This is a genomic window from Rhodanobacter sp. FW510-R10 (assembly GCF_058781105.1).
In genome coordinates, this window is record NZ_JBYSWL010000001.1 from 1823929 (window position 1) to 1850559 (window position 26631).

At 67.1% G+C, this 26631-nt stretch carries 29 protein-coding genes, 1 tRNA gene, 1 other RNA gene and 1 pseudogene; 19 read left to right on the forward strand and 13 right to left on the reverse strand.

The genetic code is table 11. From position 1 onward, the window contains the following. The first annotated feature begins 53 nt into the window (after positions 1-53). On the forward strand, positions 54-2219 hold the full coding sequence (locus AC3WJB_RS07880; RefSeq protein WP_492680359.1) for a beta-agarase: 2166 nt from the start codon (positions 54-56) through the stop codon (positions 2217-2219). Between the two features lie 9 nt (positions 2220-2228). On the opposite strand, the gene AC3WJB_RS07885 is transcribed toward AC3WJB_RS07880, so the two are convergent. From AC3WJB_RS07885 to AC3WJB_RS07895, 3 genes are all read right to left on the reverse strand, one after another. Next, a complete protein-coding gene (locus tag AC3WJB_RS07885) occupies positions 2229-2636 on the reverse strand; it encodes a hypothetical protein (protein ID WP_492680361.1) in 408 nt (135 codons plus the stop codon). After that, positions 2633-3103 (reverse strand): Mpo1 family 2-hydroxy fatty acid dioxygenase, encoded by a 471-nt coding sequence (locus AC3WJB_RS07890; protein ID WP_492680363.1) that lies wholly within the window; start codon positions 3101-3103, stop codon positions 2633-2635. The genes AC3WJB_RS07885 and AC3WJB_RS07890 overlap by 4 nt, the downstream gene beginning before the upstream one ends. A 77-nt stretch (positions 3104-3180) precedes the next feature. Then, positions 3181-4080, reverse strand: coding sequence for a phosphoribosylaminoimidazolesuccinocarboxamide synthase (locus tag AC3WJB_RS07895; protein WP_492680365.1), 900 nt, complete (start codon positions 4078-4080; stop codon positions 3181-3183). 106 nt (positions 4081-4186) lie between these two features. Here AC3WJB_RS07895 and AC3WJB_RS07900 point away from each other — a divergent pair, with 106 nt between their 5' ends. From AC3WJB_RS07900 to trpE, 5 genes are all read left to right on the forward strand, one after another. Continuing rightward, positions 4187-4510 (forward strand): c-type cytochrome, encoded by a 324-nt coding sequence (locus tag AC3WJB_RS07900; RefSeq protein ID WP_492680367.1) that lies wholly within the window; start codon positions 4187-4189, stop codon positions 4508-4510. After that, positions 4507-5322, forward strand: a complete 816-nt coding sequence (djlA, locus tag AC3WJB_RS07905; RefSeq protein ID WP_492680369.1) for a co-chaperone DjlA — start codon at positions 4507-4509, stop codon at positions 5320-5322. The genes AC3WJB_RS07900 and djlA overlap by 4 nt, the downstream gene beginning before the upstream one ends. Positions 5323-5415: 93 nt before the next feature. Next, positions 5416-6084, forward strand: coding sequence for a ribulose-phosphate 3-epimerase (gene rpe, locus AC3WJB_RS07910; protein ID WP_492680371.1), 669 nt, complete (start codon positions 5416-5418; stop codon positions 6082-6084). Between the two features lie 86 nt (positions 6085-6170). Beyond that, complete coding sequence (locus AC3WJB_RS07915; protein WP_492680373.1) at positions 6171-6701, forward strand: hypothetical protein; 531 nt, start codon at positions 6171-6173, stop codon at positions 6699-6701. Between the two features lie 93 nt (positions 6702-6794). Continuing rightward, the gene (gene trpE / locus AC3WJB_RS07920) at positions 6795-8270 is read left to right on the forward strand and encodes an anthranilate synthase component I (protein ID WP_492680375.1); all 1476 of its coding nucleotides are present in this window, start codon (positions 6795-6797) and stop codon (positions 8268-8270) included. Between the two features lie 60 nt (positions 8271-8330). Here the strand turns inward: trpE and AC3WJB_RS07925 are convergent, their stop codons facing one another. Beyond that, positions 8331-10076 (reverse strand): serine hydrolase, encoded by a 1746-nt coding sequence (locus AC3WJB_RS07925; RefSeq protein WP_492680377.1) that lies wholly within the window; start codon positions 10074-10076, stop codon positions 8331-8333. A gap of 194 nt (positions 10077-10270) precedes the next feature. Here AC3WJB_RS07925 and AC3WJB_RS07930 point away from each other — a divergent pair, with 194 nt between their 5' ends. The 5 genes from AC3WJB_RS07930 to AC3WJB_RS07950 all read left to right on the forward strand — a co-directional run bounded on the left by AC3WJB_RS07930 (position 10271) and on the right by AC3WJB_RS07950 (position 14875). After that, positions 10271-11509: a dicarboxylate/amino acid:cation symporter gene (locus AC3WJB_RS07930; RefSeq protein WP_492680379.1), complete on the forward strand. Its 1239-nt coding sequence runs from the start codon at positions 10271-10273 to the stop codon at positions 11507-11509. Positions 11510-11597: 88 nt separating this feature from the next. Continuing rightward, positions 11598-12194 carry an anthranilate synthase component II gene (locus tag AC3WJB_RS07935; protein ID WP_492680381.1) on the forward strand — a complete coding sequence of 199 codons (597 nt, stop codon included), beginning with the start codon at positions 11598-11600 and terminating at the stop codon, positions 12192-12194. Further along, positions 12191-13243 (forward strand): anthranilate phosphoribosyltransferase, encoded by a 1053-nt coding sequence (gene trpD / locus AC3WJB_RS07940; protein ID WP_492680383.1) that lies wholly within the window; start codon positions 12191-12193, stop codon positions 13241-13243. The genes AC3WJB_RS07935 and trpD overlap by 4 nt, the downstream gene beginning before the upstream one ends. A gap of 127 nt (positions 13244-13370) precedes the next feature. Further along, positions 13371-14165 carry an indole-3-glycerol phosphate synthase TrpC gene (gene trpC / locus AC3WJB_RS07945; RefSeq protein ID WP_492680385.1) on the forward strand — a complete coding sequence of 265 codons (795 nt, stop codon included), beginning with the start codon at positions 13371-13373 and terminating at the stop codon, positions 14163-14165. 74 nt (positions 14166-14239) lie between these two features. Beyond that, on the forward strand, positions 14240-14875 hold the full coding sequence (locus tag AC3WJB_RS07950; protein ID WP_492683132.1) for a haloacid dehalogenase-like hydrolase: 636 nt from the start codon (positions 14240-14242) through the stop codon (positions 14873-14875). Between the two features lie 38 nt (positions 14876-14913). Here AC3WJB_RS07950 and crp read toward each other — a convergent pair whose 3' ends face one another. Further along, the gene (gene crp, locus AC3WJB_RS07955; protein WP_492680387.1) at positions 14914-15609 is read right to left on the reverse strand and encodes a cAMP-activated global transcriptional regulator CRP; all 696 of its coding nucleotides are present in this window, start codon (positions 15607-15609) and stop codon (positions 14914-14916) included. Positions 15610-15884: 275 nt separating this feature from the next. Between crp and speD the strand changes: the two genes are divergently transcribed. Continuing rightward, on the forward strand, positions 15885-16670 hold the full coding sequence (gene speD, locus AC3WJB_RS07960) for an adenosylmethionine decarboxylase (RefSeq protein WP_492680389.1): 786 nt from the start codon (positions 15885-15887) through the stop codon (positions 16668-16670). A 28-nt stretch (positions 16671-16698) separates the two neighbouring features. On the opposite strand, the gene coq7 is transcribed toward speD, so the two are convergent. After that, entirely contained in the window at positions 16699-17340 is a 642-nt protein-coding gene (gene coq7 / locus AC3WJB_RS07965) for a 2-polyprenyl-3-methyl-6-methoxy-1,4-benzoquinone monooxygenase (RefSeq protein ID WP_492680391.1), read from the reverse strand. Positions 17341-17547: 207 nt separating this feature from the next. Here coq7 and rplM point away from each other — a divergent pair, with 207 nt between their 5' ends. From rplM to AC3WJB_RS07980, 3 genes are all read left to right on the forward strand, one after another. Then, positions 17548-17976: a 50S ribosomal protein L13 gene (rplM, locus tag AC3WJB_RS07970; protein WP_492680393.1), complete on the forward strand. Its 429-nt coding sequence runs from the start codon at positions 17548-17550 to the stop codon at positions 17974-17976. A 79-nt stretch (positions 17977-18055) separates the two neighbouring features. After that, positions 18056-18448: a 30S ribosomal protein S9 gene (gene rpsI, locus AC3WJB_RS07975; protein WP_492680394.1), complete on the forward strand. Its 393-nt coding sequence runs from the start codon at positions 18056-18058 to the stop codon at positions 18446-18448. A gap of 72 nt (positions 18449-18520) precedes the next feature. After that, positions 18521-18594 (forward strand) — tRNA-Gln (locus AC3WJB_RS07980). Here the strand turns inward: AC3WJB_RS07980 and AC3WJB_RS07985 are convergent. The 7 genes and pseudogenes from AC3WJB_RS07985 to AC3WJB_RS08015 form a co-directional block, all read right to left on the reverse strand. Further along, the gene (locus AC3WJB_RS07985) at positions 18567-19055 is read right to left on the reverse strand and encodes a hypothetical protein (protein ID WP_492680395.1); all 489 of its coding nucleotides are present in this window, start codon (positions 19053-19055) and stop codon (positions 18567-18569) included. The genes AC3WJB_RS07980 and AC3WJB_RS07985 overlap by 28 nt on opposite strands. Before the next feature lie 220 nt (positions 19056-19275). Next, positions 19276-19917, reverse strand: coding sequence for a ribose-5-phosphate isomerase RpiA (gene rpiA, locus AC3WJB_RS07990; protein WP_492680396.1), 642 nt, complete (start codon positions 19915-19917; stop codon positions 19276-19278). 46 nt (positions 19918-19963) lie between these two features. Continuing rightward, a pseudogene (locus AC3WJB_RS07995) lies at positions 19964-20428 on the reverse strand (EVE domain-containing protein); the annotation flags it as partial. Next, a complete protein-coding gene (locus AC3WJB_RS08000; protein WP_492680397.1) occupies positions 20425-21045 on the reverse strand; it encodes a 5-formyltetrahydrofolate cyclo-ligase in 621 nt (206 codons plus the stop codon). The gene AC3WJB_RS08000 and the pseudogene AC3WJB_RS07995, both read right to left, overlap by 4 nt. Before the next feature lie 56 nt (positions 21046-21101). Next, a non-coding RNA gene (gene ssrS, locus AC3WJB_RS08005) (6S RNA) lies at positions 21102-21287 on the reverse strand. Positions 21288-21409: 122 nt separating this feature from the next. After that, entirely contained in the window at positions 21410-21724 is a 315-nt protein-coding gene (locus AC3WJB_RS08010) for a cell division protein ZapA (RefSeq protein WP_492680398.1), read from the reverse strand. Between the two features lie 102 nt (positions 21725-21826). Beyond that, complete coding sequence (locus AC3WJB_RS08015) at positions 21827-22060, reverse strand: TIGR02449 family protein (protein ID WP_492680400.1); 234 nt, start codon at positions 22058-22060, stop codon at positions 21827-21829. Between the two features lie 128 nt (positions 22061-22188). Between AC3WJB_RS08015 and AC3WJB_RS08020 the strand changes: the two genes are divergently transcribed. From AC3WJB_RS08020 to cydB, 4 genes are all read left to right on the forward strand, one after another. Next, a complete protein-coding gene (locus tag AC3WJB_RS08020) occupies positions 22189-22782 on the forward strand; it encodes a UPF0149 family protein (protein ID WP_492680402.1) in 594 nt (197 codons plus the stop codon). Further along, the gene (locus tag AC3WJB_RS08025; RefSeq protein ID WP_492680404.1) at positions 22740-24089 is read left to right on the forward strand and encodes an aminopeptidase P N-terminal domain-containing protein; all 1350 of its coding nucleotides are present in this window, start codon (positions 22740-22742) and stop codon (positions 24087-24089) included. Before AC3WJB_RS08020 ends, AC3WJB_RS08025 begins: the two co-directional genes overlap by 43 nt. Positions 24090-24197: 108 nt before the next feature. After that, entirely contained in the window at positions 24198-25580 is a 1383-nt protein-coding gene (locus tag AC3WJB_RS08030; RefSeq protein WP_492680406.1) for a cytochrome ubiquinol oxidase subunit I, read from the forward strand. After that, positions 25577-26587, forward strand: a complete 1011-nt coding sequence (gene cydB / locus AC3WJB_RS08035) for a cytochrome d ubiquinol oxidase subunit II (RefSeq protein WP_492680408.1) — start codon at positions 25577-25579, stop codon at positions 26585-26587. Before AC3WJB_RS08030 ends, cydB begins: the two co-directional genes overlap by 4 nt. Positions 26588-26631: the final 44 nt, after the last annotated feature.

Below are 26631 nucleotides of genomic sequence, written 5' to 3' on the forward strand. Positions count from 1 at the left end.
CCGCGGGCCGTGACGGCACCCCGCGATTCAGTCACACGCCGCATAATGCCTGCATGCGGCAAGCAGGCAAGTGGTGGGCAATGGGCGGCCTGTACCTCGGCGCAGCGCTGCTGCTGGCGGTGTGTCATGCGGCAGCGGTGCCGATGCTGGTGGCGGATCTGGCGGCCACGGAGACGGGCGCGCATATACGCCTCGAACAGGTGCAGCGCGCTGGCGCGCCGGAGCGTGCGGCCGATGGCGTGGCCCAGCGCCGCTACACGTTTGCGGCGGCGACGCGGCCGCGCATGGTGGTTGCGGCCGCGCGTGGCAGCTGGGATTGGTCGGGCCAGGGCGAGCTCCGACTGCGGGTGCAGGATGCCATGGCGTGGCCGGTCACCCTGGACGTGGTGGTCACCGATGCGGCGGACGGCCAGCTGCGCACCCAGGTCGGAGTGACGCCCGGCCCCGCGCAGACCCTGGTGATCCCGCTGCAGGCAACTTCGCCACGCAGCCAGGGCATGCAGGCCGGGCCGCCGATGCCGTTTGTCGAGCATGGCCAGCCCATCTTGCTGGCCACCCGCGTCGAGGGCGCGATCGACCCGCGCCATGTGCGCACCGTGGACCTCGCGATGCCAGGGCCCGCCTCGCCGCAGGCGCTGTGGCTTGGCCGCGTCGAGGTGGCGTCTGGCGAGTCGACGCTGCGTGCGGCCTACGCTGGCATCGTGGACCAGTTTGGCCAGTTCACGCGCGTGCAGTGGCCGGAGAAGGTCGCCTCGACGGCGGCGTTGCGTGCCACCCAGGCGGCGGACCAAGCAACCCTGGCGCGCGGGCAGGCTGCAGTGTCGCACGTGGATGCCTACGGCGGACGGCTGGACGGCCCGGTACTGGGGCGCAGCGGCTGGTTCCATGTGCAGAAGGCGGCAGGCCGTTGGCAGCTGGTGACTCCGGCCGGGCATGCATTCTTCTCGCTGGGCGTGAACGCGGTGGCGGCGGAAGGGGACCGCAGCTACGTGGCTGGCCGCGAATTCATGTTCGAGGATATACCTCCGGACAGCGGCGCCTGGGCGGCGTTTTACGGCAGCGGCGACAGCCGCTCACCTGATCAGGCGGCCAGCCATGGCGTTGGCTACAACCACGGGCGTTGGTTCGATTTCTATGCCGCCAACCTGTACCGCGTCGATGGCCACGATTGGCTGGCGGCGTGGCGCCGGCGCACGCTGCGGCGGCTGCAGGCCTGGGGCTTCAACACCATTGGCAACTGGAGCGACCCCGCCCTTGGGCTGGCGCATCGCCTGCCATATACGCGTTCGATCAACATTGCCGGCGTCTACGCCAATGTCGCCAGCGGCTACGACTATTGGGGGCGCATGCCCGACCCCTTCGACCCGCGTTTCGTGCGGGCGGCTGATGCCGCGGCGGCCAGCGCCACGGCCGGGGTGGCGGAGGACCCCTGGCTGCTCGGTTATTTCGCCGACAACGAACTGGCCTGGGCTGGCGCCGGTCCGCAGGGACGCTGGGGCCTGGCCATGGGGACCCTGGCGGGCGACGCCCACAGCCCGGCCAAACAGGCGTTCATTGCCGTATTGCGGCACAAGTACGTGGCGCCGGAAACGCTGGGCGCCGCGTGGGGCATCCCGCTGGGCTCCTGGACGGCACTGGAGGCCACCGGCTACGCGGCCCCATTACCGTCGGCTGCTTATCCGGCCATTGCCGAGGACTACAGCGCGTGGCTGCGCCTGTATGCCGACACGTATTTCCGCACGGTGCGCGCAGCCCTGCGTCGGCATGATGCGCACCACCTGTTCCTGGGCGGACGATTCGCGGTGAACACGCCCGAGGCCGTGGCAGCCTGCGCGCAGTATTGCGACGTGGTCAGTTTCAACATCTATGCGGACCTCCCGCAGCATGGTTTCGACGCGGCGGCCATGCGGCAGCTGGACAGGCCGGTGCTGATCAGCGAGTTCCACTTCGGCTCGGCTGATCGCGGTCCCTTCGGCAATGGCGTGGTTGCCGTGGCCAACGAGGCCGAACGCGGGCCGGCGTATGCGCGCTTCCTCGCCGCCGCGGCGGCCAATCCCGAGATCGTAGGCGCGCACTGGTTCGAGTATGTCGACCAGCCGGTCACCGGGCGCCTGCTGGACGGCGAGAACAGCCACATCGGCCTGGTGGGAATTACCGACTTGCCGTTTGCCGGCTTCGTCCACGCCGTGCAGGCGGCCAACCGCCGCCGGGGGGAATGAGCTGCCGGCTCAGGCCAGCGTGGTGGCGATGCCGAAGCCGACCGCGGCGACCATGGCCGCGGCCAGGCAGGCGCTACCCAGGCGCAGGCGGTGCGCGTCGGCGCGCGGGGTCAGGCGCCACACCAGCAGCGCGCCAATCAACATGTCCAGGACCAGCACCCGGCGCAGCAGGCCCGAACGCAGCAACATCCCGTAGGGCGGCTGCAAGTGGCCTTCCACCGCCGCCACGATCGCGATCGTGGCCAAAACGATCAGGCTCCACAGCAGGCAGGCGAAGTACAGGCGGTTGAACACCACTGCACTGCGTTCGGCCCAGCGCAGCACGCACCAGCCGATGCCGGCCGCGGGCAATGCGGCGATGGAGCTGAACAGCACCCACCAGAGCAAGGTGCTGAGGATGGTGAGTACGGCAGTCACAAGGCCAGCCGCACGCCGAGCCGGCGCAGCAGCTTGGCCATCAGCCAGGCCGGCCCGATGAGCAGGTACGACAGGTCGGTGATGAAGCTGGGCCGGCGCCCCTCGAAGTGGTGGCCGATGAACTGGCCAACCCAGGCCACGACGAACACCACGATGGCTGCGCGCAGGAGCGTCGGCATGCCGAACTCCATGGCCAGCAGGTGGGTGCCCAGCGCCAGGAGCGCAAAGGCGATGAGTAGCGCCACGGCCAGGCGGTGGGCGCGCTTCCAGTACCAGTAGAACGACAGCACGATGACCATCACTGCCCACGCGCCGGGCCGCAGCTGCGATTCCGGCACCGGGACGGTCCACAACATGGCGATCACCGCCCACACGATGGGCGGCACGCACAGCCAGTGCGCCACCTGGTTCACCGGATTGCGGTGGTCGGCGCTGTAGCTGTCGAGCCATTCCTGCATGCTGCGCATCGCTGCACTCCCCCGCCGTGGCCAGGTGTCTCAATGGGTGGGGCCGGCAACAACGGCACGCCGGCGCCAGCCCGTCGTCAGGGGTCCAGGCGGATGTCGGCCAGGCGTTGCAAGGCCTCGGCGTACTTCGCCGCGGTCTGCGCGATGACCTGATCGGGAATCACCGGCCCAGGCGCGGTCTTGTTCCAGTCCTGGGTTTCCAGCCAGTCGCGCACGAACTGTTTGTCGTAGCTCGGTGGGCTGATCCCGGTGCGGTATTGCTCGGCGGGCCAGAAGCGCGAGGAGTCGGGGGTGAGCATTTCATCCATCACGTACAGCTTGCCCGTGGCGTCGGTACCAAACTCGAACTTGGTGTCGGCGATGATGATGCCGCGCTCGGCAGCGTAAGCGGCCGCCCAACGGTAGATGGCCAGCGTCGCGTCGCGGACCTGGGCCGCCAGCCCGGTACCGATCTGGGTCGCCACCTGCTCGAAGCTGACATTCTCGTCGTGGTGCCCGGAGGCGGCCTTGGTCGAAGGAGTGAAGATTGGCTCGGGCAGCTGCTGGGCCTGCTTGAGTCCGGCAGGCAGGCGGATGCCGCACAGTGAGCCGCTGGCCTGGTAGTCCTTCCAGCCCGAGCCGATGAGATAACCACGGGCAATCGCCTCCACCGGCAACGGGCGCAGGCGGCGCACCACCACCGAGCGGCGGGCGTACAGGGCAAAGTCCGTACTGGCCGGCAGCACCTCGGCCAAGGGCACGTCGAGCAGGTGGTTCGGCATCAGATGCGCGGTTTTGGCAAACCAGAAATTGGAGATCTGCGTCAGCATCTCGCCCTTGCCGGGAATCGGATTGGGCATGACCACGTCGAACGCCGAGAGGCGGTCGGTGGCGACCATCAGCAGACGTTCGCCGGGCAGCGCATAGACATCGCGGACCTTGCCGCGATGGAGCAACTCAAGCTCGGGCAGGTTCGATTGGGGCAAGGTCGTGGTCACGGCAGGGATGTCCGCAGGCGGAAGCAGCGCCCATTCTAACCGCGGCAGCGCAGGTCCACCTCGTGGCACTGCTAGAATCCCGGGTTTCCGTGGCTCATGTTGCCCGATGCGCATTTCGATCTTGGCAGCCGGCTGGATGCTGGTTGCCGGCTTCCCGTCCATGGTGCAGGCTGCCGCGCCGGCGCCACCGAGCCGTCTCGGGCTGTGTGCCGCCTGCCACGGCACGCAAGGCCATGCGCGCATAGCCGGGGTGCCGAACCTGGCCGGGCAGCGGCTGGATTACCTGCGTGACGCGCTGCGCCAGTATCGCGATGGCCGGCGCAAGGCGCCGGTGATGCGCACGGCCGTGGGTCCGCTGAGTGACACCGAGCTCGATGCGCTGGCCGCCTGGTACAGCGAACAGGCTCCGGCGGCGCTGACCCGCTCATGAGCTTCGCCTACACTCTCTGGTTTGCTTTTTTTGGCCTGATCGTCGGCCGGCTGCCTGGTGCCGTCACCGGCGCGATCATCGGCTTCATCCTGGACAACTTGCGCCACAGCCAGCGCAAGCGCGCGATCCCGGAGGCTGGCGGTTTCGTCGGCCCGCTGTTTACCCTCCTCGGTGCGGTGGCCAAGTCCGATGGCCGGGTGTCGGAAGCCGAGATTGCCGTGGCCGAGCGCCTGATGACGCGCATGGGCCTGGGTGCCGAGCAGCGCCAGAAGGCGGTGGCCAGTTTCAACCGGGGCAAGCAGCCGGAGTTTGACGTCACCGGCACCATAGACGAACTGCGGCGCTGGGTCGGCGTGCGCCGCGACCACGCCTTCCCGGTGCTGGACGTGGTGATCGAGACCGTGCTGGCCGAAGGTCGCCCGTCGCCGGAAAAGATGGCGATTCTGCGCCAGCTGGCATTTGCGCTACGGGTCAGCGACATGGAGCTGATGGCGCTGCTGGCGATGAAGGGCTATGCCTGGAACGCCGGTGGCAGCGCACACGGTCGCGGCCGTGCCTGGGGTCCCGGCGCCGGCGGCGGTTACGTGCCGCCGCAACGCAATACCCAAGGCCCGGATCCCTACACCGTGCTGGGCATCGATCGCAACGCTGACGAGCGCGCCGTCAAGCGCGCCTACCGCAAGCTGATCTCCGAGCATCACCCCGACCGCCTGGGCGACCTGCCTGAGGACATGCGCCGCCAGGCCGAGTCGCGCGCCAGCGAGATCAATGCCGCGTATGACCGCATCAAGGAGCTGCGCGGCTTCCACTAGGGTGCTGCGGTGATGCACGGGAAGTGGTGGGCCGTGCACATCGTCCCTGGGCGGTCGCCTACAATACGGGGCTCCACCCGAGCTGGAAGTCCCATGTCCAGGCAAGCAGCAATCATTGCCCCGTCCATCCTGTCGGCCGACTTTGCGCGGCTGGGCGACGACACGGCCGCAGTGCTGGCCGCGGGCGCCGACTGGGTGCACTTCGATGTGATGGACAACCATTACGTGCCGAACCTGACCATGGGACCGATGGTGCTGGCCGCCTTGCGCGGCCATGGCATCGAGGCGCCAATCGACGTGCACCTGATGGTCAAGCCGGTGGACCGCATCGTGCCGGACTTCGCCAAGGCCGGCGCCAGCGGCATCAGTTTTCACCCGGAGGCGACCGAGCACATCGACCGCACGTTGGGCCTGATCCGGGATTCCGGCTGCCGCGCCGGCCTGGTGTTCAATCCGGCCACGCCGCTGGATTATCTCGACTACGTCATGGACAAGGTCGACCTGGTGCTGATCATGTCCGTCAATCCTGGTTTTGGCGGGCAGAAGTTCATTCCCGGCACCCTGGAAAAGCTGCGCCAGGCCCGGGCGCGCATCGATGCCAGTGGCCGTCCGATCCGCCTGGAGGTGGATGGTGGGGTCACTGCCGACAACATTGGCGCGATTGCCGCTGCCGGCGCCGACACCTTCGTCGCCGGCTCGGCGATCTTCAAGGCACCGGATTACGCCGGCGAGATCGCGGCGATGCGCCGGGCGATCGCGTGAGCCAGTGTGGATCGCACATGGTGTTCCGACCTGGATGGTGCCGATGGTGGCTCGCGCTTGGCTTGGCTGTACTGGCGCCACTGGCCATGGCCGCCACGACCGACGGGCACCAGGTCGCGGCACACGGCGCGCGCGATAGCGCCGTCCCGGCGTGGACGATTGCCACGTTGGCGCCGGCCGGCTGGACGGACGACTGCTGCACCTATGCCGCGGCGATCGGCGTCAACTTCGTGCTCTACCAGGGCGAGTGGACCGGCAAGCCACAGCGCGTGATGGTGCTGAACGTGTGGCCCGTCAAGCTGCCATCGCTCGCGGCCGAGGTGCAGGCCGACCGCAAGCGCTACCGTGAGCGCGATCCCGCCGGCAAGGTCGATGACCTCGTGTTGCGCCACCGGACCATGGCCTGCAGCGGCACGGTGTATACCGGCAGCGACAAGATCGATGACGTGGTGGTGTTCTGTGATCCAGGTGCAGCCAGCGGCATCCGCCTGAGCTGGTCGATGAGTTTCGACGCCGGCGACAGTGGGAAGCGCGCCTTGCTCGATGCGTTCATGCGCGTCGTCGTCGCCTCGCGTTACCGCGGTGGTACGGCGTCGGCAGCGCCATCCGGTGCCTGAGGCGCGAGGCGACGCCACAGCACCAAGCCGACGCCCAGGCTCGACGCGCCGGCAACGCTGTTATCGTGAGCGCTTTGCGGATTGGAACAAGCCGTGATTTCCCGTGACGAATTCGATGCGCTGGCGGCGCAGGGTCATACCCGCATCCCCCTGGTGCGCGAAGTGTTTTCCGACCTCGACACGCCGCTTTCGGTCTACCTGAAGCTGGCCGATGGGCCTTACACCTGTCTTTTCGAATCGGTCGAGGGCGGCGCGAAGTGGGGCCGCTATTCGATCATCGGCCTGCCGGCGCGGCGGGTGTACCGGCTGCGCGCGCACCGGCTCGAGGTGGAGGATCGCGGCGAGGTCGTCGAGTCGCGCGAGGTCGCCGACCCGCTGGCGGAGATCGAGCGGCTGCGCCAGCTTTATGCCGTGCCACGCCTGCCGGAACTGCCGGCGTTCACTGGCGGCCTGGTCGGTTACTTCGGCTTCGAGACCATCGGCTACATCGAGCCGCGCCTGGCGCAGTGGGACCGCACGGACGAGCTCGGCATCCCGGACGTGCTGCTGATGCTGGCCGAGGAAGTGGCGGTGTTCGACAACCTCAAGGGCCGCCTGTACCTGATCGTGCACGCCGACCCCGCGCAGCCGCAGGCTTACGCCGCAGGCCGGCGTCGCCTCGATGCCCTGGTCTATCGCCTGCACCAGGGCGGCTCGGCTTATCCGCAGCTCTTGCACGGCGAGGTGCTGGATGAGGACGACTTCACTTCCTCGTTCACCCGCGAGGGTTTCATGGCCATGGTCGAACGGGCCAAGGAATACATCCGCGCCGGGGATATTTTCCAGGTCGTGCCCTCGCAGCGCCTGAGCGTCGGCTTCCACGCACGGCCGGTGGACGTCTATCGCGCGCTGCGGGCGCTGAATCCCTCGCCGTACATGTATTTCCTCGATCTTGGCGACACCCAGATCGTCGGCTCCTCGCCGGAGATCCTGGCGCAGTTGAACGCCGGCAAGGTGGTCGTGCGTCCGCTCGCGGGCACCCGCCGCCGCGGGGCCGACGAGGCCGAGGATCGCATGCTGGAAGCCGAACTGCTGGCCGACCCCAAGGAACGCGCCGAGCACGTGATGCTGATCGACCTGGGCCGCAACGACGTCGGCCGCATCAGCGAACCGGGCAGCGTGGAGGTCAGCCAGTCCTTCGTGGTCGAGCGCTATTCGCACGTGATGCACATCGTCTCGCAGGTCCAGGGCACGGTGCGCCCCGGGGTCAGCTATATGGACGTCCTGCGCGCGACGTTTCCCGCCGGCACGCTGAGCGGCGCGCCGAAGGTGCGGGCAGTGGAAATCGTGCAGGAGCTGGAGCCCACCAAGCGCAACATCTACGGCGGGGCGATCGGCTGGATTGGCTGGTGGGGCGATGCCGACACCGCGATCGCGATCCGCACCGCGGTGATCCACGGCGGCCGCCTGCACATCCAGGCCGGCGCCGGCATCGTCTACGACTCCGACCCGGCCGCGGAGTGGGAGGAGACCATGAACAAGGGTCGTGCCCTGTTCCGTGCCGTGGCCCAGGCCGCCCAGGGCCTGTAGCGATGAGGGGCGGGCAATTGAGTTGCCGCCTCGCGGAGATGACGAGTTCGAAACGAGCCGTTAGTGCCGACCGGTGGGTGTCGCTGAGGACGCCGGGCAGGCTGCGATACGCTGGAAGTGCAGGTCCTCGTAGTCGGAGCTGAAATCGCCCTGCGGGTCGACCTTGGCCATGCGCAGCGTGACCGGTTCAGTGCCGCCGGCGGCGTGGAAGGCCAGCCAGGCGTCGGGATCGACGCCCGGGTCGTCCCAGTGCACCAGCAGGCGCCGGCCCAGGCGCATGACCGGGCCGGCGAGGCGTGGCGACTTGACCGCCGCAAAACGCACGGCCTCGCCCTGCGGGCAAATCGAGACCTCGCCCAACCAGGGATCGCGATAGATGCCGGTCCAGGCCGCCAACCCGCTGGCGGCCACCGCAGCGGGCGCCGCGATCGGCGCCTTCGCGGCTGCGACGCGCGCCGCGCTGGCCCGGTCCAGGGCGTCGGCATACCAGGTCGCGTCGTGGGTGTCGGCGGGTGCGGTGAAATGCTTGGTCAGCACATCGCCGAGGACCGTGCGCGCGGCATCGCCGCTGCCGTTGATCATGAACACGAAGCCGCCCTGCTGGTCGGGAAACAGCGCCAGCATCGAATACATGCCGTTGAGCGTGCCGGTGTGCCAGACCATCCAGCTGCCGTCGACATCGGCCATGCGCCAGCCGTAACCGTAGGCCATGACGTGGGTGTCGTCGCGCAGGCGGCGCTGCGCCGACACCGGCATCAGCATGTGCGGCGCCTGCAGCACGTCGCGCTGCACGGGCGACAGCCACTGCAATTGCGCGTGGGTCGGCACCAGCCAGTTGCGCGCCCATTGCAGCATGTCGGTGAGGTCGCAGCGGATGCCGCCGGCTGGATCCGAAGTGAGCGCCGGGATCACCGCCCCGTCCTCGCCGAGCGGCACGTTACGGCCATCCTTCAGATAATGCGGCTGGGCGACGTCGCCGACCGCGTCGCGGTTCCAGCTGCCGACCTGGCAGCGATCCAGGCCCAGCGGTGCGAACACCTCGCGGCGCATCAGCGTCGCATAGGGCGCGCCACCGGCCGCCGCGGCCACCGCTCCGGCCACCACGTAGAGCAGGTTGTCGTACTCGTAGCGCGAGCGGAAGCTGTAGGCCGGCGCGATGTAGCGCAGGCCGTGGATGATGTCGGCGGCGGTGAACGTGTTTGGTTGCGGCCACAACATCAAGTCGCCGCCGCCGAGCGGCAGCCCGCTGGAATGGGTGAGCAGGTCGGCCACGCGCATGTTCGCGGTCACCCACGGGTCGTGCATCTGGAATTGCGGCAGGTATTTGGTGACCGGGTCGTCCCAGCGCAGCTTGCCCTCATCCACCAGGCGGCCGAGCAAGGCCGTGGTCATGGCCTTGGAATTGGAGGCGATCTTGAACAGCGTTTGTGCGTCGATCGCTTGCCCCGAGCCGGCGATGCGCTCGCCGGCGGTGCGCGTGTACACCACTTGGCCATGCTCGATGACGCCGACGGCGATGCCAGGCAGCGTGTAGCGCGCCATCACCGTGTCGACCGCCTGGTCGAGGCGCGCGCGCGTGGCCTCGGGCAGGACTTGTGCCTGCACTTGTGCCAGCACCGGCTGGGTCGGCAGGCCCAGCAGCGCGAACGCCAGCAGGCCGAGCCACCGCGGCGGGCGGCGTCCTTGCCAGGCCAGTGGCGTTGCCGCCCCGCGGGTCGGGTTTGTCGTGCCCTGTGCGCGATCCGCAGAGGCGCCGCGCCCGGCGGTTGCGCCCGTGGTCGATGCTCGCCCGAGGTGTCGTTGCATGCTGCTCCGTCCCTTCCATTGCCGGGCTTCCGACGTGCAGCCGTGCTGAATTCGCGGCTTCAAGCAGCTACGCTGCTTGCCTTGGCGCCACGCCCGGCGGCCGTCGGTTGGGGATCATGCATGTATTTTCCGCTTGATGCGAATGCCCGGCGCGGGCGTCTGCGGCCCAGGGGGACGCCGGCATGAGGATCAGGATGAATGCCACCTCACGGGTACTGCTCGGCCTGGCCCTGGGGGCGGTGGCCGGCTTGCTGTTGGCCGCATACGACCCGGTCACGGCCGCGCAGGCCGCGCATGCGGTGCATCCCATCGGCATGCTGTGGCTCAATGGGCTGCAGATGACCGTGGTGCCGCTGGTGTTGGCGCTGATCGTGATTGGCGTCAACACGGCGTCGGACGCTGCCGCGTCGGGTCGCGTGGCGCGGCGCGCGATCGTGGTCTTCATCGTGTTGCTGACCGGCGGCGCGCTCTTCACCGCAGCCGTCGCGCCAGGTGTGTTTTCCCTTTTCCCGCACGATCCGGCGCTGCGCGCGACCCTGGACAGCGCCGCCACCACGGCGACCGCGCACGCCGCGCCGCTCGACTGGACCGAGGCGGTAAGCGCGATCATCCCGAGCAACGCAATCATGGCCGCCGCGCAGAGCGCCATGCTCCCGCTGGTGGTGTTTGCGCTGTTCCTTGGCTTTGCCCTGATGCGCGTGGTGCCGGAACGACGCAAGTTGCTGCTGGATCTCTTCCAGACCATTGCTGACGCCATGATCGTCATCGTGCGCTGGGTGCTGGCGGTGGCGCCGCTCGGCGTCTTTGCGCTGATCTTCTCGGTGTCGGCGCGATCGGGCATCAGCATGCTGAGTGCGCTCGGCGTGTATGTGCTGGTGGAATGCCTGATGTACCTGGCGGTGACCGTGTTGATGCTGCCGGTAGCCTTGCTCTGGGGCGGCGAGAGCCTGCGGCGCTTCGTGCCGGCACTGGTGCCGCCACAGGTGGTGGCGTTCAGCACGCAATCCTCGCTGGCCTCGCTGCCGGCCATGCTGGAAAGCGCCGACGAACGCCTGGGCTGGCCCCAGCAGGTGACCTCGCTGGTGCTACCCATGGCCGTGACGCTGTGCCGGCTGACCAGCCCGGTGCAGTACGTGACCTCCGCGGTGTTCATCGCCTGGGCCTTCGGCATCGATCTCACCTCCGCCCAGCTCATCGGCGGCGCCCTGCTGGCGGTGGTCATCAGCCTGGGCTCGGTGGGCCTGCCGGGGGCCGTGGTGTTCATGGCCACCAACCTGCCGGTATCCCAGGCCATGGGCGTGCCGGTGAGTCCGCTGGGCCTGATGCTGGCAGTCGATACGTTGCCCGATACCCTGGCCACGCTCGGCAATGTCACCTGCGACATGACCGCGACCAGCGTCGTCGTGCGCCAGTCGCGCCGCGACGCGGCGTAGGGTCTGGGGTGCGGCGACCTCGGTCGCGGCGAACGGATGGCTATAATGCGAGGCCTCGCGGGAGCCTCCCCGTCGTGCAGGATTCGCCATGTTGTTGATGATCGACAATTACGACAGCTTCACCTACAACCTGGCGCAGTACTTTGGTGAGCTCGGGCAGCAGGTACAGGTGGTGCGCAACGATGCGATCGATGTGGCCGGCATCCGCGCGCTGCAGCCCTCGCACATCGTGATATCCCCCGGGCCAGGGACACCGGATGATGCGGCAGTGTCGCTGGACGTGCTGCGTGAGCTGTCGGGCGAGGTGCCGATCTTGGGCGTATGTCTTGGCCACCAGGCGCTGGGCCAGGTGTTTGGCGGCCGGGTGGTGCGTGCCAAGCAGATCATGCACGGCAAGACGTCACCGGTGCACCATCGCGGGCAGGGTGTGTTTGCCGGCTTGCCGAATCCGTTCGAGGCCACGCGCTACCACTCGCTGGTGGTCGAACAGGATTCGCTGCCGGACTGCCTCGAAGTCACTGCGTGGACTGAATATCCGGACGGCTCCCTCGACGAGATCATGGGCTTGCGGCACCGTACCTTGCGGGTCGAGGGCGTGCAGTTCCACCCCGAATCGGTACTGACTGCGCACGGCTACAACCTGCTGCGGAATTTCCTCGGCCTGCCGTTGCGGCTCGCGGCATGAGTGGCGGTGGCGAACGGCTGGCGATCACGCCACAGGAAGCCTTGCAGCGCACGATCGAGCATCGCGAGATTTTCCAGGACGAAATGGTGGCGCTGATGCGTCAGATCATGCGCGGCGAAGTCAGTCCGCTGATGACGGCGGCGATCATTACCGGCCTGCGGGTGAAAAAGGAAACCGTGGGCGAGATCACCGGTGCGGCGCGGGTCATGCGCGAGCTCTCCGCGAAGGTGGTGGCGCCGCCTCATCCCCACCTGGTCGATATCGTCGGCACTGGCGGCGATGGCGCCTCCACGTTCAACATTTCCACTGCTTCGAGCTTTGTGGTCGCCGCCGCGGGCGGCTGCGTGGCCAAGCACGGCGGGCGCAGCGTGTCGTCCAAATCCGGCAGCGCCGACGTCCTGGAGGCCTTGGGTGCGTCGATCGACTTGAAACCGGCACAGGTCGCGCAGTGCATGGCCGAGACGCACCTTGGTTTCATGTTCGCGCCAAACCACCATCCGGCCATGAAGGTCGTGGCGCCAGTGCGCCGCGAGATGGGCGTACGCACGCTGTTCAACATCCTTGGCCCGCTGACCAATCCGGCTGGCGCGCCGAACATCATGATGGGCGTATTCCACCCCGACCTGGTCGGCATCCAGATCCGTGCCCTGCAGGCGCTGGGCGCGCGGCATGCGCTCGTGGTGTGGGGGCGCGACGGCATGGACGAGATTTCACTCGGCGCCGCCACGCTGGTCGGGGAGCTGCGCGACGGCGAGGTGCAGGAATACGTGGTGGAGCCGGAGGATTTTGGCCTGGCCATGGCGTCATCGCGCAACCTGCGCGTGAAGAACCCACAGGAGTCCAAGGCCATGCTGCTGCAGGCGCTTGGCGCCGAGCCCGGCGTCCCCGGCGACAGCGTGGCGCTGAACGCGGGCGCGGCGCTGTACGCAGCCGACGTGGTCGACTCGATTGCTGCCGGCATCGACCTGGCCCGGGCCACCATGGCGAGCGGTGCGGCCCTGGCCAAGCTGCACGAGTTCGTCGCCGCGACGCGCAGGCTCGCGGCGTGACGGGCCGGCGGAGATCCCGTGCTTGCCCTGCCGTCGGCCATGCAGGCCCGCGCACGCGGGCGCGGCATCGCTTCGCCTCTCTGGCATCATGTATTGCCGGGACTTGAAACCCATGACGAGCTCGATCATGACCGACATCCTTGAGCGCATCCTGGAACGCAAGGTGGAAGAGGTGGCCGAGCGCCGCCTGCGCGTGCCGCTGACCGAGTTGCAGGCGCGCAGCGCCGGGCTGCCGGCAACGCGCGGCTTCGTGCACGCGATCGAGGGCAAGATCGACGCCGGCAAGGCGGCAGTCATTGCCGAGGTGAAGAAGGCCAGTCCGAGCAAGGGCGTGATACGGGCGGATTTCGACCCCGCCGCCATTGCCCGCAGCTATGCCGCGGCCGGTGCGACCTGCCTGTCCGTGCTGACCGACCGGGACTTCTTCCAGGGCAGCGAAGCCTGCCTGCAGCAGGCCCATGCGGCCTGCACGTTGCCGATACTGCGCAAGGATTTCATCGTCGACGCTTACCAGGTGCACGAGGCACGGGCGATCGGCGCCGATTGCATCCTGTTGATCGTGGCCGCGCTCGACGATGAATTGTTGCGGGAGCTGGTCGCGCTGGCCAGGGAACTGGGCCTGGACGTGTTGTGCGAGGTGCATGACGCCGACGAGCTGGAGCGCGCGCAGGCCTTGCCGGTGCGCTTGATTGGCGTGAACAACCGCAACCTGCGCAGCTTCGAGACCTCGCTGGAGACGTCGCTCGATTTGCAGCAGTCTGTGGAATATGACCGCATCCTGGTGGCCGAGTCGGGCATCCGTACGCCTGACGACGTCGCACGCCTGCGCGCTGGGGGCATCAACGCGTTCCTGGTCGGCGAGGCATTCATGCGCACCGACGATCCGGGCCGCGAATTGCGCAGGCTGTTCGCCAACCCGTGAGGAGTACGCCGGCCATAGGCGGATCGGTGGCGCCTGCCGCGGCCAGCGGAGAGGCTGCGCCGGCGTCTCCCGTGATGCTGTTTGGGCTGGACGACGTGCTGGTGTATGGCGAGCCAATGCAGGCTTTCCTGCGCCAGCGCTTGCGCGGCGCGGCGTGGCGCTTGCCCGTGCTGCTCGCGTGCCTGCCGTGGCTGCTGGTGCGCGCGCTCATGTCCCGCGCCGGGCTGCGCGCCACACTGGGGCGGCTGGCCTTGCTGGGCGTGCACGAGGCGCGTTACCAGCAATTGGTCGACGACTATGCCGCCGGCCTGGTGCGCCGCTCGCGCAGCTGCAGCCGGGACGGCCTGCGCGCCGTTCGTCATGCCATGGCCGGGGGTCAGCGGGTGCTGGTGGTCACGGCTTGCGAGGAGCGCTTGGTCCAGGCCATCTTCCGTGAATTGGGCCTGGCCGAGATCGAGGTGCTGGCCGCGAGCTGGCGCGACGGCTGGTCCGGCATGCGTCAGGCGCAGGCCAACCACGGCGGCGAGAAGGTGAAGCTGCTGGCGCAGCATGGCCTGCAAGCCTGCGCGGCTGCCTACAGCGCCTCGCTGCTCGATGTGCCGATGTGGCGTCTGGCCGCACAGGCCGTGCTGGTGAACGGCACGCCGGCGCGTTGCCGGAAACTCGAGCAGGCGCTGGGTCACGCCGTGACCCGGGTCGATTGGCACTGAAGGCCGCCTGCCCGCGGCGTGGCCGCCGCTGGCTGGAATCAGCGCGAGCCGCGCACGACGATGGTCTTGCCGGCCACGTCGATGAGGCGCTTTTCCTCGAGCTGCTTGAGCACGCGCCCCACCATCTCGCGTGAGCAGCCGACGATGCGGCTGACTTCCTGGCGCGAGATGCGGATTTGGGTGCCCTCGGGATGGGTCATCGCATCGGGCTCCTGGCACAGGTCGAGCAGGGTGCGGGAGATGCGGTTGGTCACGTCCATGAACGCCATGCGGCTGGCTTGGCGTGAAGTGCGCAACAGGCGGTTGGTCAGTTGTGCGCCGATGGCGAACAGGATTTTCGGGCCTTCATTCTTCAATGGCCCGTCCATCAGGGTGAACAGGCGCTCGTAGCTGATCTCTGCCATCTCGCACACCGAGCGCGTGCGCACCAGGGATTCACGCTGGGCCTGCTCCACGAACAGACCCATCTCGCCAATGAACTGGCCGCGGCCGATGTAGGCGAGGATCAGCTCACGGCCCCGCTCGTCTTCAGTGCACACCGCGAGCGAACCGTCGATGACGTAGTACAAGGTGTTGGCCGGATCGCCCGGGCGGATGATCGCGGTCTTGCTTGGATAACGGCGACGGTGGCACAGCGCGAGGAAGCGTTCCATGGATGCCGGATCCGGGGCCAGGCTCAGCGGAGCCTGTGAGCGCTCGAACGCCTGCTGCAGCTGATACTTGAGTTGAGCCACGTTTCCCCCCATGGTGATACACGCGATCGATGCGCGAGAGCGTCGACCGCCGCTGCCACCTGTGTCTCATTATGACAAACGCGCGAGCGAAGTGTAGTTTCAGTTTCGCCCCTGCTTATCGCATACTTTGCGCCTTTGTTGGCGGCGCCCTGGCCCGACCGGCCGGGTGGCCGGCGGAGTGAGCATGCCGGCGCCGTGGGATCCGTTGCCACCGACATCACCCGAAAGCTGGCAGGCTGTATGCATGCTGCCGCCTCGGCCGTGGAGATTCGATCATGATGAAATCGTTGCCGCGCCTGCGTCTGCAGGGCTTCAACAACCTGACCAAGGCGTTGAGCTTCAACATCTACGACATCTGCTATGCGGTGTCCGAGGACCAGCGCCGGCGCTACATCGAATATATCGACGAGCAGTACGACGCGGACCGCCTGACCCAGATCCTCACCGATGTGGCCGAGATCATCGGCGCGAACATCCTGAACATCGCGCGCCAGGACTACGATCCCCAGGGCGCCTCGGTGACCATGCTCATCTCCGAGGAGCCAGTGTTGGCGAAGCTGGGTCGCGACACGATCTCAGGGGCCGTCGTCGCGCACATGGACAAGAGCCACATCACGGTCCATACCTATCCGGAGACGCATCCGCACAACGGCATTGCCACGTTCCGTGCCGACATCGACGTTGCCACCTGCGGCGTCATTTCCCCGCTGAAGGCGCTGAACTACCTGATCGACAGTTTCGAGTCGGATATCGTCGTGTGCGATTACCGCGTGCGCGGCTTCACCCGCGACGTCAAGGGCAAGAAGCACTTCATCGACCACAAGATCAACTCGGTGCAGGACTACCTGGCCAAGCACATCCGCCAAAAGTACGAGATGTTCGACGTCAACGTGTACCAGGAGAACATGTTCCACACGAAGATGCACATCAAGGAATTCGACCTCGACACCTACCTGTTCGAGTCGAATGCCGAGGACCTGTCGTTCAAGGAACGCAAGCGCATCGAATCGCTGGTCAGCCGTGAGATCGAGGAACTGTTCCACGGCCGCAACCTGATGTGACGAAGACCCTTCCGGCGAGGCGGGGGACCTAAATGCGGTAGGCGACCGTCTTCATCACCAGGGAACCCAGATGCATGAGCTTGGGCAGCGGCGGCGGCAGGTCGACGCCGCCGCGCGCCTGTGCCGCCTCGGCATGGTGCACCTCGTCGGCCTGCATCTGGGTGAGCACGGCGCGCGAGCGGTCGTCCTGGGCCGGCAGGCGCTCGATGTGCTGGGCCAGGTGGGCCTCGACCTGGCGCTCGGTCTCGACCACGAAGCCGAGGCTGAGCCGGTCGCCGGCAAGCGCGGCGACGGCCCCAATGGCGTAGCTGCCGACATACCACAATGGGTTGAACACGCTGGGCCGACTGTCGAGTTCGCGCAGGCGCTGCGCGCACCAGGCCAGGTGGTCGGTTTCCTCGCCGGCGGCATGCAGCAGGTGCGTACGGTTGTCGGCACGCCGCGCCAGGGCTGCCTGGCCCAGATACAAGGCCTGGGCGCAGACCTCGCCGGTGTGGTTCACCCGCATCAAGCCGGCGACCTGTCGGCGTTCGGCGGCGTCCAGCGGGGGCTCGGACACGCCCTCGCCCGGGAACGGCCGGGTTGCCGCCGGCGCTCCGGCGACCGTCTCCAGTGCCTGTCCGAAGCCAGCCAACAGGCGGTCGAGGAAGGACAAGCTGCGCACGGACATGGGTTCGCGTACCGGTTGCGAAGGGGTTGGGGTCGATCACGCGCGACACGGTGAGGCGCTGCGCAGCGGACCCGCCGCATGCTATCATTCGCAGCCGGCCTGGAGGGATGCTCCTCTTGCGCCTGCTGCAACGGCTCCGTTATCATTTCGCGCTTTGATTCACCTAAAAGCGCCGGCCGCCCATGGCGGCACATCAGGTATACCGCAATGAAGACCTTCAGCGCCAATGCTGGCACCGTCAAGCGCGACTGGTTCGTGGTCGACGCCACGGACAAGACCCTCGGCCGCTTGTCGAGCGAAATCGCCCGCCGCCTGCGCGGCAAGCACAAGCCGGAATACACCCCGCACTGCGACACCGGCGACTACATCGTGGTGATCAATGCAGAGAAGGTGCATGTCACTGGCGCCAAGCTGGAAGACAAGAAGTACCATCGTTTCACCGGCTACGTCGGCAACCTCAAGACGTTCAGCCTGAACGAGATGCTGGCTACGCATCCGGAGCGTGTCATCGAGATCGCGGTCAAGGGCATGTTGCCGAAGAACCCGCTCGGACGCGACATGTACCGCAAGCTGAAGGTGTATGCCGGTGCCGCGCATCCGCATGCCGCCCAGCAGCCGCAGGCACTTGAGATTTGATTTGACGCGTGCCTGGCACGCATCCGCAGCACCGGGCTTCGGGCCCGATCCCATCGACAGGACATCAGGCGACAACGGCATGGCGACTCAGCAAAATTACGGCACGGGACGGCGCAAGACTTCCGCTGCGCGCGTGTTCCTGCGGCAGGGCAAGGGCGATATCACGATCAACGGCAAGCCGCTGGAGACGTTCTTCGGCCGCGAGACCTCGCGCATGATCGTGCGCCAGCCGCTCGAGTTGACCGAGAACACGGAAAAGTTCGACATCAACGTCACCGTTTCCGGTGGCGGCATGACCGGCCAGGCCGGCGCCATCCGGCTGGGCATCGCCCGCGCCTTGATCGAGTACGACGAGGGCCTGAAGTCGCCGCTGCGCAAGGCCGGGTTCGTCACCCGCGACGCGCGCGAGGTCGAGCGCAAGAAGGTCGGCCTCCACAAGGCACGCCGCGCCACCCAGTTCTCCAAGCGCTGAGTTTTTCTGCGTTGCTACACTTGCTTTACGGCGCAGTACCACCAGGTCAGAGCGTACTGTTCCGCGCGCCATTGGGAGATCGTCTAATGGTAGGACAACAGACTCTGACTCTGTTTATCTAGGTTCGAATCCTAGTCTCCCAGCCAAAACAAAAAGGCCCACCCTCGCGGTGGGCCTTTTTGTTTTGGCTGAGCGGCCAGGTCGAACCCCGTTCGACAATTTTGTCAGGAACAAAATTGGACAGCCGCAGGCTGGCCCCGAGCGCAGCGAGGGGTGAGTCGATGGATGGGCCGAACACAAAATCGTCAGGAACGATTTTGGACAGCCGCAGGCTGGCCCCGAGCGCAGCGAGGGGTGAGTCGATGGATGGGCCGAACACAAAATCGTCAGGAACGATTTTGGACAGCCGCAGGCTGGCCCCGAGCGCAGCGAGGGGTGAGTCGATGGATGGGCCGAACACAAAATCGTCAGGAACGATTTTGGACAGCCGCAGGCTGGCCCCGAGCGCAGCGAGGGGTGAGTCGATGGATGGGCCGAACACAAAATCGTCAGGAACGATTTTGGACAGCCGCAGGCTGGCCCCGAGCGCAGCGAGGGGTGAGTCCATGGATGGACGAACAATCCTGCTGCGGCTCAGAGCGAACCCTGTTCGCCAGCCACTGGATTCCCGCTTTCGCGGGAATGACGACGGGGCGGTGTTGCGGCGTTCCAGCACGATACCGTGGATGAGGTAAAGGCGGTTCCGAAAACGTTCCGGATAGTACCAAGCCTGCATCGGGATGACGCGAAAAGTGTTTCGCGCTCAACCAATGCCGTTCAAGTCGGCGTCAGATCACCTGCGAACCAACAAGTACCACGTCCGCCGCCCTCCTCGCGAACAACCCCACGGTGACCACGCCGGCCAGCTGGTTGAGCTCGGTTTCCAGCGCCACCGGATCGGTGATGTGCAGCCCATGCACGTCGAGGATCCAGTTGCCGTTGTCGGTGACGACGCCGTCGCGCCAGACAGGCTGGCCACCGCGCCTGGCGATCTCGCGGCCGACCAGGCTGCGGGCCATCGGGATGACCTCAATCGGCAGCGGGAACTTGCCCAGCACGTCGACGCGCTTGCTGGAGTCGATGATGCACACGAACTTGGCGGCAGCCGCGGCGACGATCTTCTCGCGCGTCAGCGCCGCGCCGCCGCCTTTGATCAGGTGGCGGTGAGGATTGCATTCGTCGGCGCCGTCGACATACAGCGCCAGCGGCCCGACGGCATTGAGGTCGAGCACCGGGATGCCGCGCTCGCGCAGCAGCGCCGAGGATTGCTCCGAGCTGGACACCGCGCCCTGGATGCGACTCTTGAGATCCGCCAGGGCATCGATGAAATACGCGACTGTCGAGCCCGTACCGACGCCGACGATGGTGTCGTCCTCGACATAGCGGATGGCGGTTTCACCTGCCTGGCGTTTTTCGCTGGCGTGATCCATGTGTGGCTTTCCCTGAAGGTGGAAGCGGTTGAGATGGCGCGGTACCGGACTCGAGGTCCAGGATGTACTTCCAGTGCGCGGGCGCGACCGGCATCACCGACAGCCGGTTGCCCTTGCGCAGCAGGGTCATGTCGGCCAGGGCGGCGTGCTGCCTGAGTTCGTCCAGGCTGATGGTGCGCTCGAGCTTGCGCACAAAGCGGAGGTCGACCAGCACCCAGCGCGGCTCGCCGCGCGTGCTTGCCGGATCGAAGTGGTGGCTGCGCGGGTCGAACTGGGTCGGATCGGGGTAGGCGTCGCTGGCCACCTCCGCGATGCCGACGATGCCGGGCACCGCGCAATTGGAGTGGTAGAAGAAAACGCGGTCGCCGACGTGCATGCCGTCGCGCATGAAATTGCGTGCCTGGTAGTTGCGCACGCCGTCCCATGGCTCCTGGCCTCTGCGTTCGAGGTCGTCGATGGAGAAGGCGCCGGGCTCGGTCTTCATCAGCCAGTACGCTGCTGCGTGGGTCATGCGCTTTTTCCGTTGCCGGCCGCGGTGGTATGGCAGTCGATGAGTTCTTGTTCGGTGGCCACGAAATCCAGTGGGACGTCCCAGGCCTCGGGCTCGATGTGCGGCAGCTCCTGAAACGCATAGGCAACCCCGACGAGCAGCGGTTCGGTCGGCCGGTGGCGCGAGTGCAGGAAGGCGAAGCTGCGATCGTAATAGCCACCGCCGTAGCCAAGGCGGTTGCCACTGCGATCGAAGCCGAGCAGCGGCACCAGGACCAGGTCGATTTCCGCCGGCCCGAGCGGGGCGGTCGGGGCCGCCGGCTCGGGGATGCCGTAGCGGTTGGGCTCCACTGGCTCGCCGGTTTGCCACGGCGCAAACGCCAGTTGTCGACCTGGTTGGAGCATGGGCAGCAGGAACTGCTGGCCTCGCGTCGCCAACGGCGGGATGGCCAGGTTCAGCGGCAATTCGCCGTCCACGGCCCAATACCCGGCGACATGGCCGTCGGTGAAATATTCGGGTAATTGTTCCAGCACGCGCCTGAGGCCCTGGGCGGCGGCAAGGCGGGCGGCGGCTGGCAAGGTGCGGCGTCGGGCGGCGAGCTGCTGGCGGAACTCACGGCGTTGGGCGACTGCGTCCACGACCATGATCTCCGGCAAGGGGCACTGCACGTCGCGGTATGTGCAGCAGGAATAGTGGCGTCACCGCGGTGCCGCTGCCCACCGAACGACCTTGATCCAGAGGGATCAGGTGGGAGGGCTACATGGCTGACCAGGCTTTCCGCTCATGGCGGACATGCACAACAACCATGATGAACCGACCCGGGGTCGTGTTTAGGAACAAGGCAAATGTCACAGTGTGCTGGCGCACACCGCAGAAACGCCGTCTTCATTCTAGGTGCCGGATCGACAGAAACCAAGCCGTCGGGAGCGTGAGCGTTTTGCTGCCGTCCGGGTTTGCCGCGACGTCAGCGAACCGGCGGTCTGCCGGGCTCGGCGGACTGGTTCAGGAAGCAGGCGGATCCTCGCCCAGGGCAGCCTGCACCTTGCGGCGCAGGGCAGCCAGATCGTCGCCCAGCTGCTGCTCTTCGCCCGCGTGCCGTTTGCGCAGGGCGATCAATTCATGGGTGACGCTGATCGCCGCCAGCACGGCGAGGCGCTCGAAGCCGAACGTCTTGGCTTTGCTGCGCAGCTCGCGCATCTTGCGTTCCAGGTAGACCGACGCGTCGAGCAGGTCGTCGCGTTCCTCCGGCGCGCAGGCGATCAGGAACTCGCGGTCGATCAGACGTACCGTGACGGGGTCAACTGCTTGGTCAGGCATGGTGGGAGGCTGCTCCCGTCCGGACACCCGGGCGGAAATGGATGGCCCTATGGCCGGGGGGGACGCTGGGCCGCGCCTGGACGGCCCGGGACGGTAACATGCTCATAGGCTGCGGCTGTTGGCTTCCAGCGATTTCAGGCGTTGGATCATGGCCTCGACACGGCTACGGGCCTGTTCGTTGCGCGCCAGCAGTCCGGCGCGTTCCCCGCTCAGTTGCTCCTGCCGCTGGCGCAGGCTGAGGTTCTCCGCGTGGAGGCGGCGCACCGTCTCCACCAGCCGGTCCATCTGCGCGGTGAGCGCGGCGACTTCCTGCTGTATTGGACTGGTGCTGTTCATGCCGGAAACTATACCAGCACGGCTGGCTCCGTCGACGCCTCGCCGGGCCGGAGTGGCTGGCGCGCCGAACCCAGACTTGCCATGATCTGGCGGCAGCCTGTCAGGCGACAAAACCACGCGGAGTCGAGATGGAACCACCGGAACAAACCCGCCTTGGCGACGACCAAGAGGTCGACTACGAGGAACTCGATGAGCTTGCCGCACAGTTGGGACTGGCGGTCAGCGCGAGCGAACTGCATGGCTCGGTGTGCGGCTTCCTTGCCGGTGACGGCAATGCCACTGGTGGGAACCTGCTTGAGCAATTGCAATTGCAGGCGGACACCGCGGGTGGCACGGTCGACGCCGCCGCGCGCGCGATGCTGGCGCGCGTGCTGCGGTCCTGTGCGACGGCGCTGGCCGACCCGGAATTGGGCTTCGAGCCCCTGTTGCCTGCCGATGATCGCCCCTTGGCCGAACGCGCAGAGGCCACCGTGGAGTGGTGCCGCGGCTTCCTCGGCGGCTTTGGCCTGACCGGCGCGGCCAGCCATGCCAAGTTGTCCACCGAGGCCCAGGAGATGCTGCACGACCTGGGTGCGATTGCCGGGTCCAGCTTCAACTACGGTGACGCGGCCGAAGACGAGGACGCCTTGATCGAGGTGCACGAATTCATGCGCATGGGTGCCTTGCTGCTGCATGCCGAATGTGCCGCTCCCGCGCCCGGGAGCAGCGGGACCGTGCATTGAGCGTCGGCCTGGACGAGTTCGCACGCCGCCGCCGGCAGTTGATGCGCATGGCCGGTGCAAGCTCCGTGTTGCTGGTGGCGGCCGCGCCGCAGCGCCTGCGCAATGCGGATTCGGCTTGGCCGTATCGGCAGGATTCGGACTTGCATTACCTCAGCGGTTTTCCCGAACCGGACGCCGTATTGGCCTTGTTGCCGGGTCGCGCGCACGGCGAAACGGTCTTGTTTTGCCGCGAACGGGACGCGGCCCAGGAGCGCTGGCACGGGGCGCGGCTGGGGACTGAGCGGGCGATCGCCACCTATGGCCTGGATGATGCATTCCCGATTGACGACATCGACGACATTCTGCCGGGCATGATCGAGGGTCGGGCACGGGTGTATTGCGACTTCGGGCGCGAGCCGGAATTCGATGCGCGCCTCCTGGGCTGGATGCGCCGGCTGCGACAATTGCGCGGCGGCGGCGTGGTGCCGAAGGAGTTCGTCGCGCTCGGACACTTGCTGCACGACCTGCGGCTGTACAAGTCGCGCGCCGAGCTCAGCCTGCTGCGGGAAGCCGCCGTCATCGCCATGCACGCCCACCGCGCGGCGTGGCAGGTGGCGGTCCCTGGCGCACGCGAGTATGAGGTCGAGGCCGAGTTGCTCAAGGTGATGCGGGCGCACGGCGCAGTGCCGTCGTTCGTGCCTACCGTCGCGGCCGGGGCCAATGCCTGCACCATGCATTACCAGGGCGGACGTAGCGCGCTGCGTCAGGGTGACCTGCTGCTGGTCGACGCTGGGGCCGAGTGGGAATGCTATGCCTCGGACATTTGCCGCACGATCCCGGTGGGTGGCCGTTTCAGCGGGGCGCAGCGCGCGCTGTACGAGCTGGTGCTGGCGGCGCAACGGGCGGCCATTGACGAGGTACGGCCCGGACATGCCTTCGCGGCCGCGCATGACACGGCGGTGCGGGTACTGGTGGAGGGATTGTGTGGGCTGGGCTTGCTGCGCGGCGACCCGGGCGAGATCGTGGCCGCAGGTGGCTACCGCCGTTTCTTTCCGGCCAAGACTGGACACTGGCTGGGTCTCGACGTGCATGACGTCGGCGATTACCGCGTCGATGGCGAGTCGAGGTTACTGGAGCCGGGCATGGTGTTGACCGTGGAACCGGGGCTGTACGTGGCGCTCGACGACACAACCGTGGACGAGCATTGGCGCGGCATCGGCGTGCGCATCGAGGACGACGTGGTGGTGACGAAGGAAGGCAATGACGTGCTGTCGGCCGCCATGCCCAAGGAGATCGCGGATATCGAGGCCTTGCTGGCCACGCGGTGAGGTGCACCCGCTGGACCGGTGGCCTGGCTTGGCCCGGTGCCGCAAATCACGTGGGTGTGACGTGAAGATGCCCATGCTGGCCCTGGCCAACGCATGGAGTCGATACCGATGACGGCCGAGTTCCTGTCGCGAATCCAGTTTGGCTTCGTGATGTCGTTCCACATCCTGTTCCCCGCCTTCACCATCGGCCTGGCCAGCTGGCTGGTGTTCCTCGAGGGCTTGTGGCTGCGCCAGCGCAGCGACCTGTTGCGCGACCTGTATTTTTTCTGGATGAAGGTGTTTGCCGGTTCGTTCGGCCTGGGCGTGGTTTCCGGCATCGTCATGAGTTTCCAGTTCGGTACCAACTGGGCTGGCTTGTCGACCGTGGCCGGCAACGTGCTGGGTCCGCTGCTCAACTACGAGGTGATGACGGCGTTCTTCCTGGAAGCCTCGTTCCTCGGCGTGATGTTGTTTGGCTGGAACCGGGTCAGCCACCGCATGCACTTCGTGGCCACCTGCATGGTGGCGCTGGGCACGCTGGTGTCCGCGTTCTGGATACTTGCGGCCAACAGCTGGATGCAGACCCCGCAGGGCTACATGGTCGTGGACGGCATCATCGAGGCCTCCGACTGGTGGGCCGCGATCTTCAACCCGTCGTTCCCGACGCGCCTGGTGCACATGGTGCTGGCCTGTTTCCTCAGCACGGCGCTGGTAGTTGGCGGCGTGTCCGCGGCCTACCTGCTCTCTGGCCGCTGGCAGGACAAGGCGCGGCTGATGTTGCGCTGCGCGCTGGTCTTCGTCGCCATCGTGATCCCGCTGCAGATCATCGCCGGCGACCTGTCCGGGCTGGTCGTGCGCAAGTACCAGCCGGCCAAGCTGGCCGCGATCGAGGCGCGCTGGACGACGGCGCACAATGTGCCGCTGACCCTGTTTGCGTGGCCCGACGAAAAAGCCGAGCGCAACGACGCCGCCATCGACGTGCCGCACCTGGGCAGCCTGATCCTCACCCACAGCTGGAGCGGTGAGGTGCAGGGCCTCAAGGACTTTCCGCGCGCCGACCGGCCGCCGGTGGCGGCCCCGTTCTTCGGCTTCCGCATCATGGTCGGCCTGGGCTTGCTGATGCTGGCGCTGGCCGTCGCCGGGCTGTGGCTGTGGTGGCGGGGCCGCGTGTACGACAGCCGCTGGTACCTGCGCTGCTGGATCGCGATGATGCCGGCCGGGTTCGTCGCGCTGCTGACCGGCTGGTACACCGCCGAGATCGGCCGCCAGCCCTGGGTGGTGTACGGCGTCATGCGCACGGTCGATGCGTCCAGCGCCGTCACCGCGGGCGCCGTGGCCGGGTCGCTGGTCACTTATTTCGTGGCCTACGGCATCCTGTTCGGCTTCGGCAGCTGGTATCTGCTGAAGGTGCTGCGCGACGGTCCGGGTTCTGCGCCGCAGCGCTTCCCGCGTGACATGACTCCGCAGCGGCCACTGGCCGGGCTCAGCAGCGAAGCGGAGGACGCGCCATGACGCTGGCCACCGTGTTGCCGGTGGTGTGGTTCTTCATCATCGGCTTCGCCATCATGATGTACGTGCTCCTGGACGGCTTCGTGCTCGGCATCGGCATCCTCTCGCCGTTTGCCGACGATGAACCGCAGCAGGAATTGATGATGAACACGGCCGCGCCGATCTGGGACGGCAACGAGACCTGGCTGGTGATGGGCGGTGCCGGCCTGATGGGAGCATTTCCCAAGGCGTATGCGCTGATCCTGCCCGCGTTGTACGTGCCAGTGCTGGCCCTGCTGATTGCCCTGATCTTTCGCGGCGTGGCGTTTGAGTTCCGCTTCCGCGCCGAACGCAGCCGGCGCATCTGGGGCCTTGCCTTCTGCCTGGGGTCGGTGGTGGCCGCGTTCGCGCAGGGCGTAATCCTCGGTGCGATCGTCGAGGGCATACCCCTCCAGGCGGGGCAGGCAGTGCATGGCACGTTCGACTGGTACGCGCCCTTCCCGATGCTGACCGGGGTGGCGTTGATTTTCGGCTACGGGTTGCTGGGCGCCACCTGGCTGGTGCTGAAAACCGAGGGACGGGCGCAGCTGGTGGCGCGGGAACTTGCGCGGCCGCTGATGCTGGTGGTGATTGCCTTCATGGGCCTGGTCAGCGCCTCGCTGCCATTCCTGGATTCGCGCCTGATGGCGCGCTGGTTCAGTTGGCCGAACATGGCGTATCTGGCCCCGCTGCCGATCGCCACCTTGGTGGTGGCGGTGTTGCTCTGGCGCTCGGTGATGAAAAACCGCGATGCGCGGCCGTTCGTGCTTGCGCTGGCGTTCTTCGCGCTGGGCTTTCTTGGCCTGGTGGTCGGCATGTGGCCCAACCTGGTGCCACCCTCGCTGAGTATCTGGGACGCAGCCTCGCCGCCATCGAGCCAGGGCTTCGTGTTGGTCGGTGCTGCGATCATGCTGCCCGTGGTGGTGCTCTACACGGCGTATTCGTATCGGGTGTTCCGCGGCAAGGTCCGCGCGGGTGAGGGTTACCACTGAGTCTGCGTGCTGCGCACCCGCGCGTTACCACCCTATCGCGCGCA

Coding starts and splice junctions, on each gene's coding strand:
- AC3WJB_RS07880 (WP_492680359.1), top strand. CDS start 54: ATGCGGCAAGCAGGCAAGTGGTGGGCAATGGGCGGCCTGTACCTCGGC.
- AC3WJB_RS07890 (WP_492680363.1), bottom strand. CDS start 3,103: ATGCGCAGCATGCAGGAATGGCTCGACAGCTACAGCGCCGACCACCGC.
- AC3WJB_RS07900 (WP_492680367.1), top strand. CDS start 4,187: ATGCGCATTTCGATCTTGGCAGCCGGCTGGATGCTGGTTGCCGGCTTC.
- djlA (WP_492680369.1), top strand. CDS start 4,507: ATGAGCTTCGCCTACACTCTCTGGTTTGCTTTTTTTGGCCTGATCGTC.
- rpe (WP_492680371.1), top strand. CDS start 5,416: ATGTCCAGGCAAGCAGCAATCATTGCCCCGTCCATCCTGTCGGCCGAC.
- AC3WJB_RS07915 (WP_492680373.1), top strand. CDS start 6,171: ATGGCCGCCACGACCGACGGGCACCAGGTCGCGGCACACGGCGCGCGC.
- AC3WJB_RS07925 (WP_492680377.1), bottom strand. CDS start 10,076: ATGCAACGACACCTCGGGCGAGCATCGACCACGGGCGCAACCGCCGGG.
- AC3WJB_RS07930 (WP_492680379.1), top strand. CDS start 10,271: ATGAATGCCACCTCACGGGTACTGCTCGGCCTGGCCCTGGGGGCGGTG.
- AC3WJB_RS07935 (WP_492680381.1), top strand. CDS start 11,598: ATGTTGTTGATGATCGACAATTACGACAGCTTCACCTACAACCTGGCG.
- trpD (WP_492680383.1), top strand. CDS start 12,191: ATGAGTGGCGGTGGCGAACGGCTGGCGATCACGCCACAGGAAGCCTTG.
- trpC (WP_492680385.1), top strand. CDS start 13,371: ATGACCGACATCCTTGAGCGCATCCTGGAACGCAAGGTGGAAGAGGTG.
- AC3WJB_RS07950 (WP_492683132.1), top strand. CDS start 14,240: ATGCTGTTTGGGCTGGACGACGTGCTGGTGTATGGCGAGCCAATGCAG.
- speD (WP_492680389.1), top strand. CDS start 15,885: ATGATGAAATCGTTGCCGCGCCTGCGTCTGCAGGGCTTCAACAACCTG.
- coq7 (WP_492680391.1), bottom strand. CDS start 17,340: ATGTCCGTGCGCAGCTTGTCCTTCCTCGACCGCCTGTTGGCTGGCTTC.
- rplM (WP_492680393.1), top strand. CDS start 17,548: ATGAAGACCTTCAGCGCCAATGCTGGCACCGTCAAGCGCGACTGGTTC.
- rpsI (WP_492680394.1), top strand. CDS start 18,056: ATGGCGACTCAGCAAAATTACGGCACGGGACGGCGCAAGACTTCCGCT.
- AC3WJB_RS07985 (WP_492680395.1), bottom strand. CDS start 19,055: ATGGACTCACCCCTCGCTGCGCTCGGGGCCAGCCTGCGGCTGTCCAAA.
- rpiA (WP_492680396.1), bottom strand. CDS start 19,917: ATGGATCACGCCAGCGAAAAACGCCAGGCAGGTGAAACCGCCATCCGC.
- AC3WJB_RS08010 (WP_492680398.1), bottom strand. CDS start 21,724: ATGCCTGACCAAGCAGTTGACCCCGTCACGGTACGTCTGATCGACCGC.
- AC3WJB_RS08015 (WP_492680400.1), bottom strand. CDS start 22,060: ATGAACAGCACCAGTCCAATACAGCAGGAAGTCGCCGCGCTCACCGCG.
- AC3WJB_RS08020 (WP_492680402.1), top strand. CDS start 22,189: ATGGAACCACCGGAACAAACCCGCCTTGGCGACGACCAAGAGGTCGAC.
- AC3WJB_RS08025 (WP_492680404.1), top strand. CDS start 22,740: ATGTGCCGCTCCCGCGCCCGGGAGCAGCGGGACCGTGCATTGAGCGTC.
- AC3WJB_RS08030 (WP_492680406.1), top strand. CDS start 24,198: ATGACGGCCGAGTTCCTGTCGCGAATCCAGTTTGGCTTCGTGATGTCG.
- cydB (WP_492680408.1), top strand. CDS start 25,577: ATGACGCTGGCCACCGTGTTGCCGGTGGTGTGGTTCTTCATCATCGGC.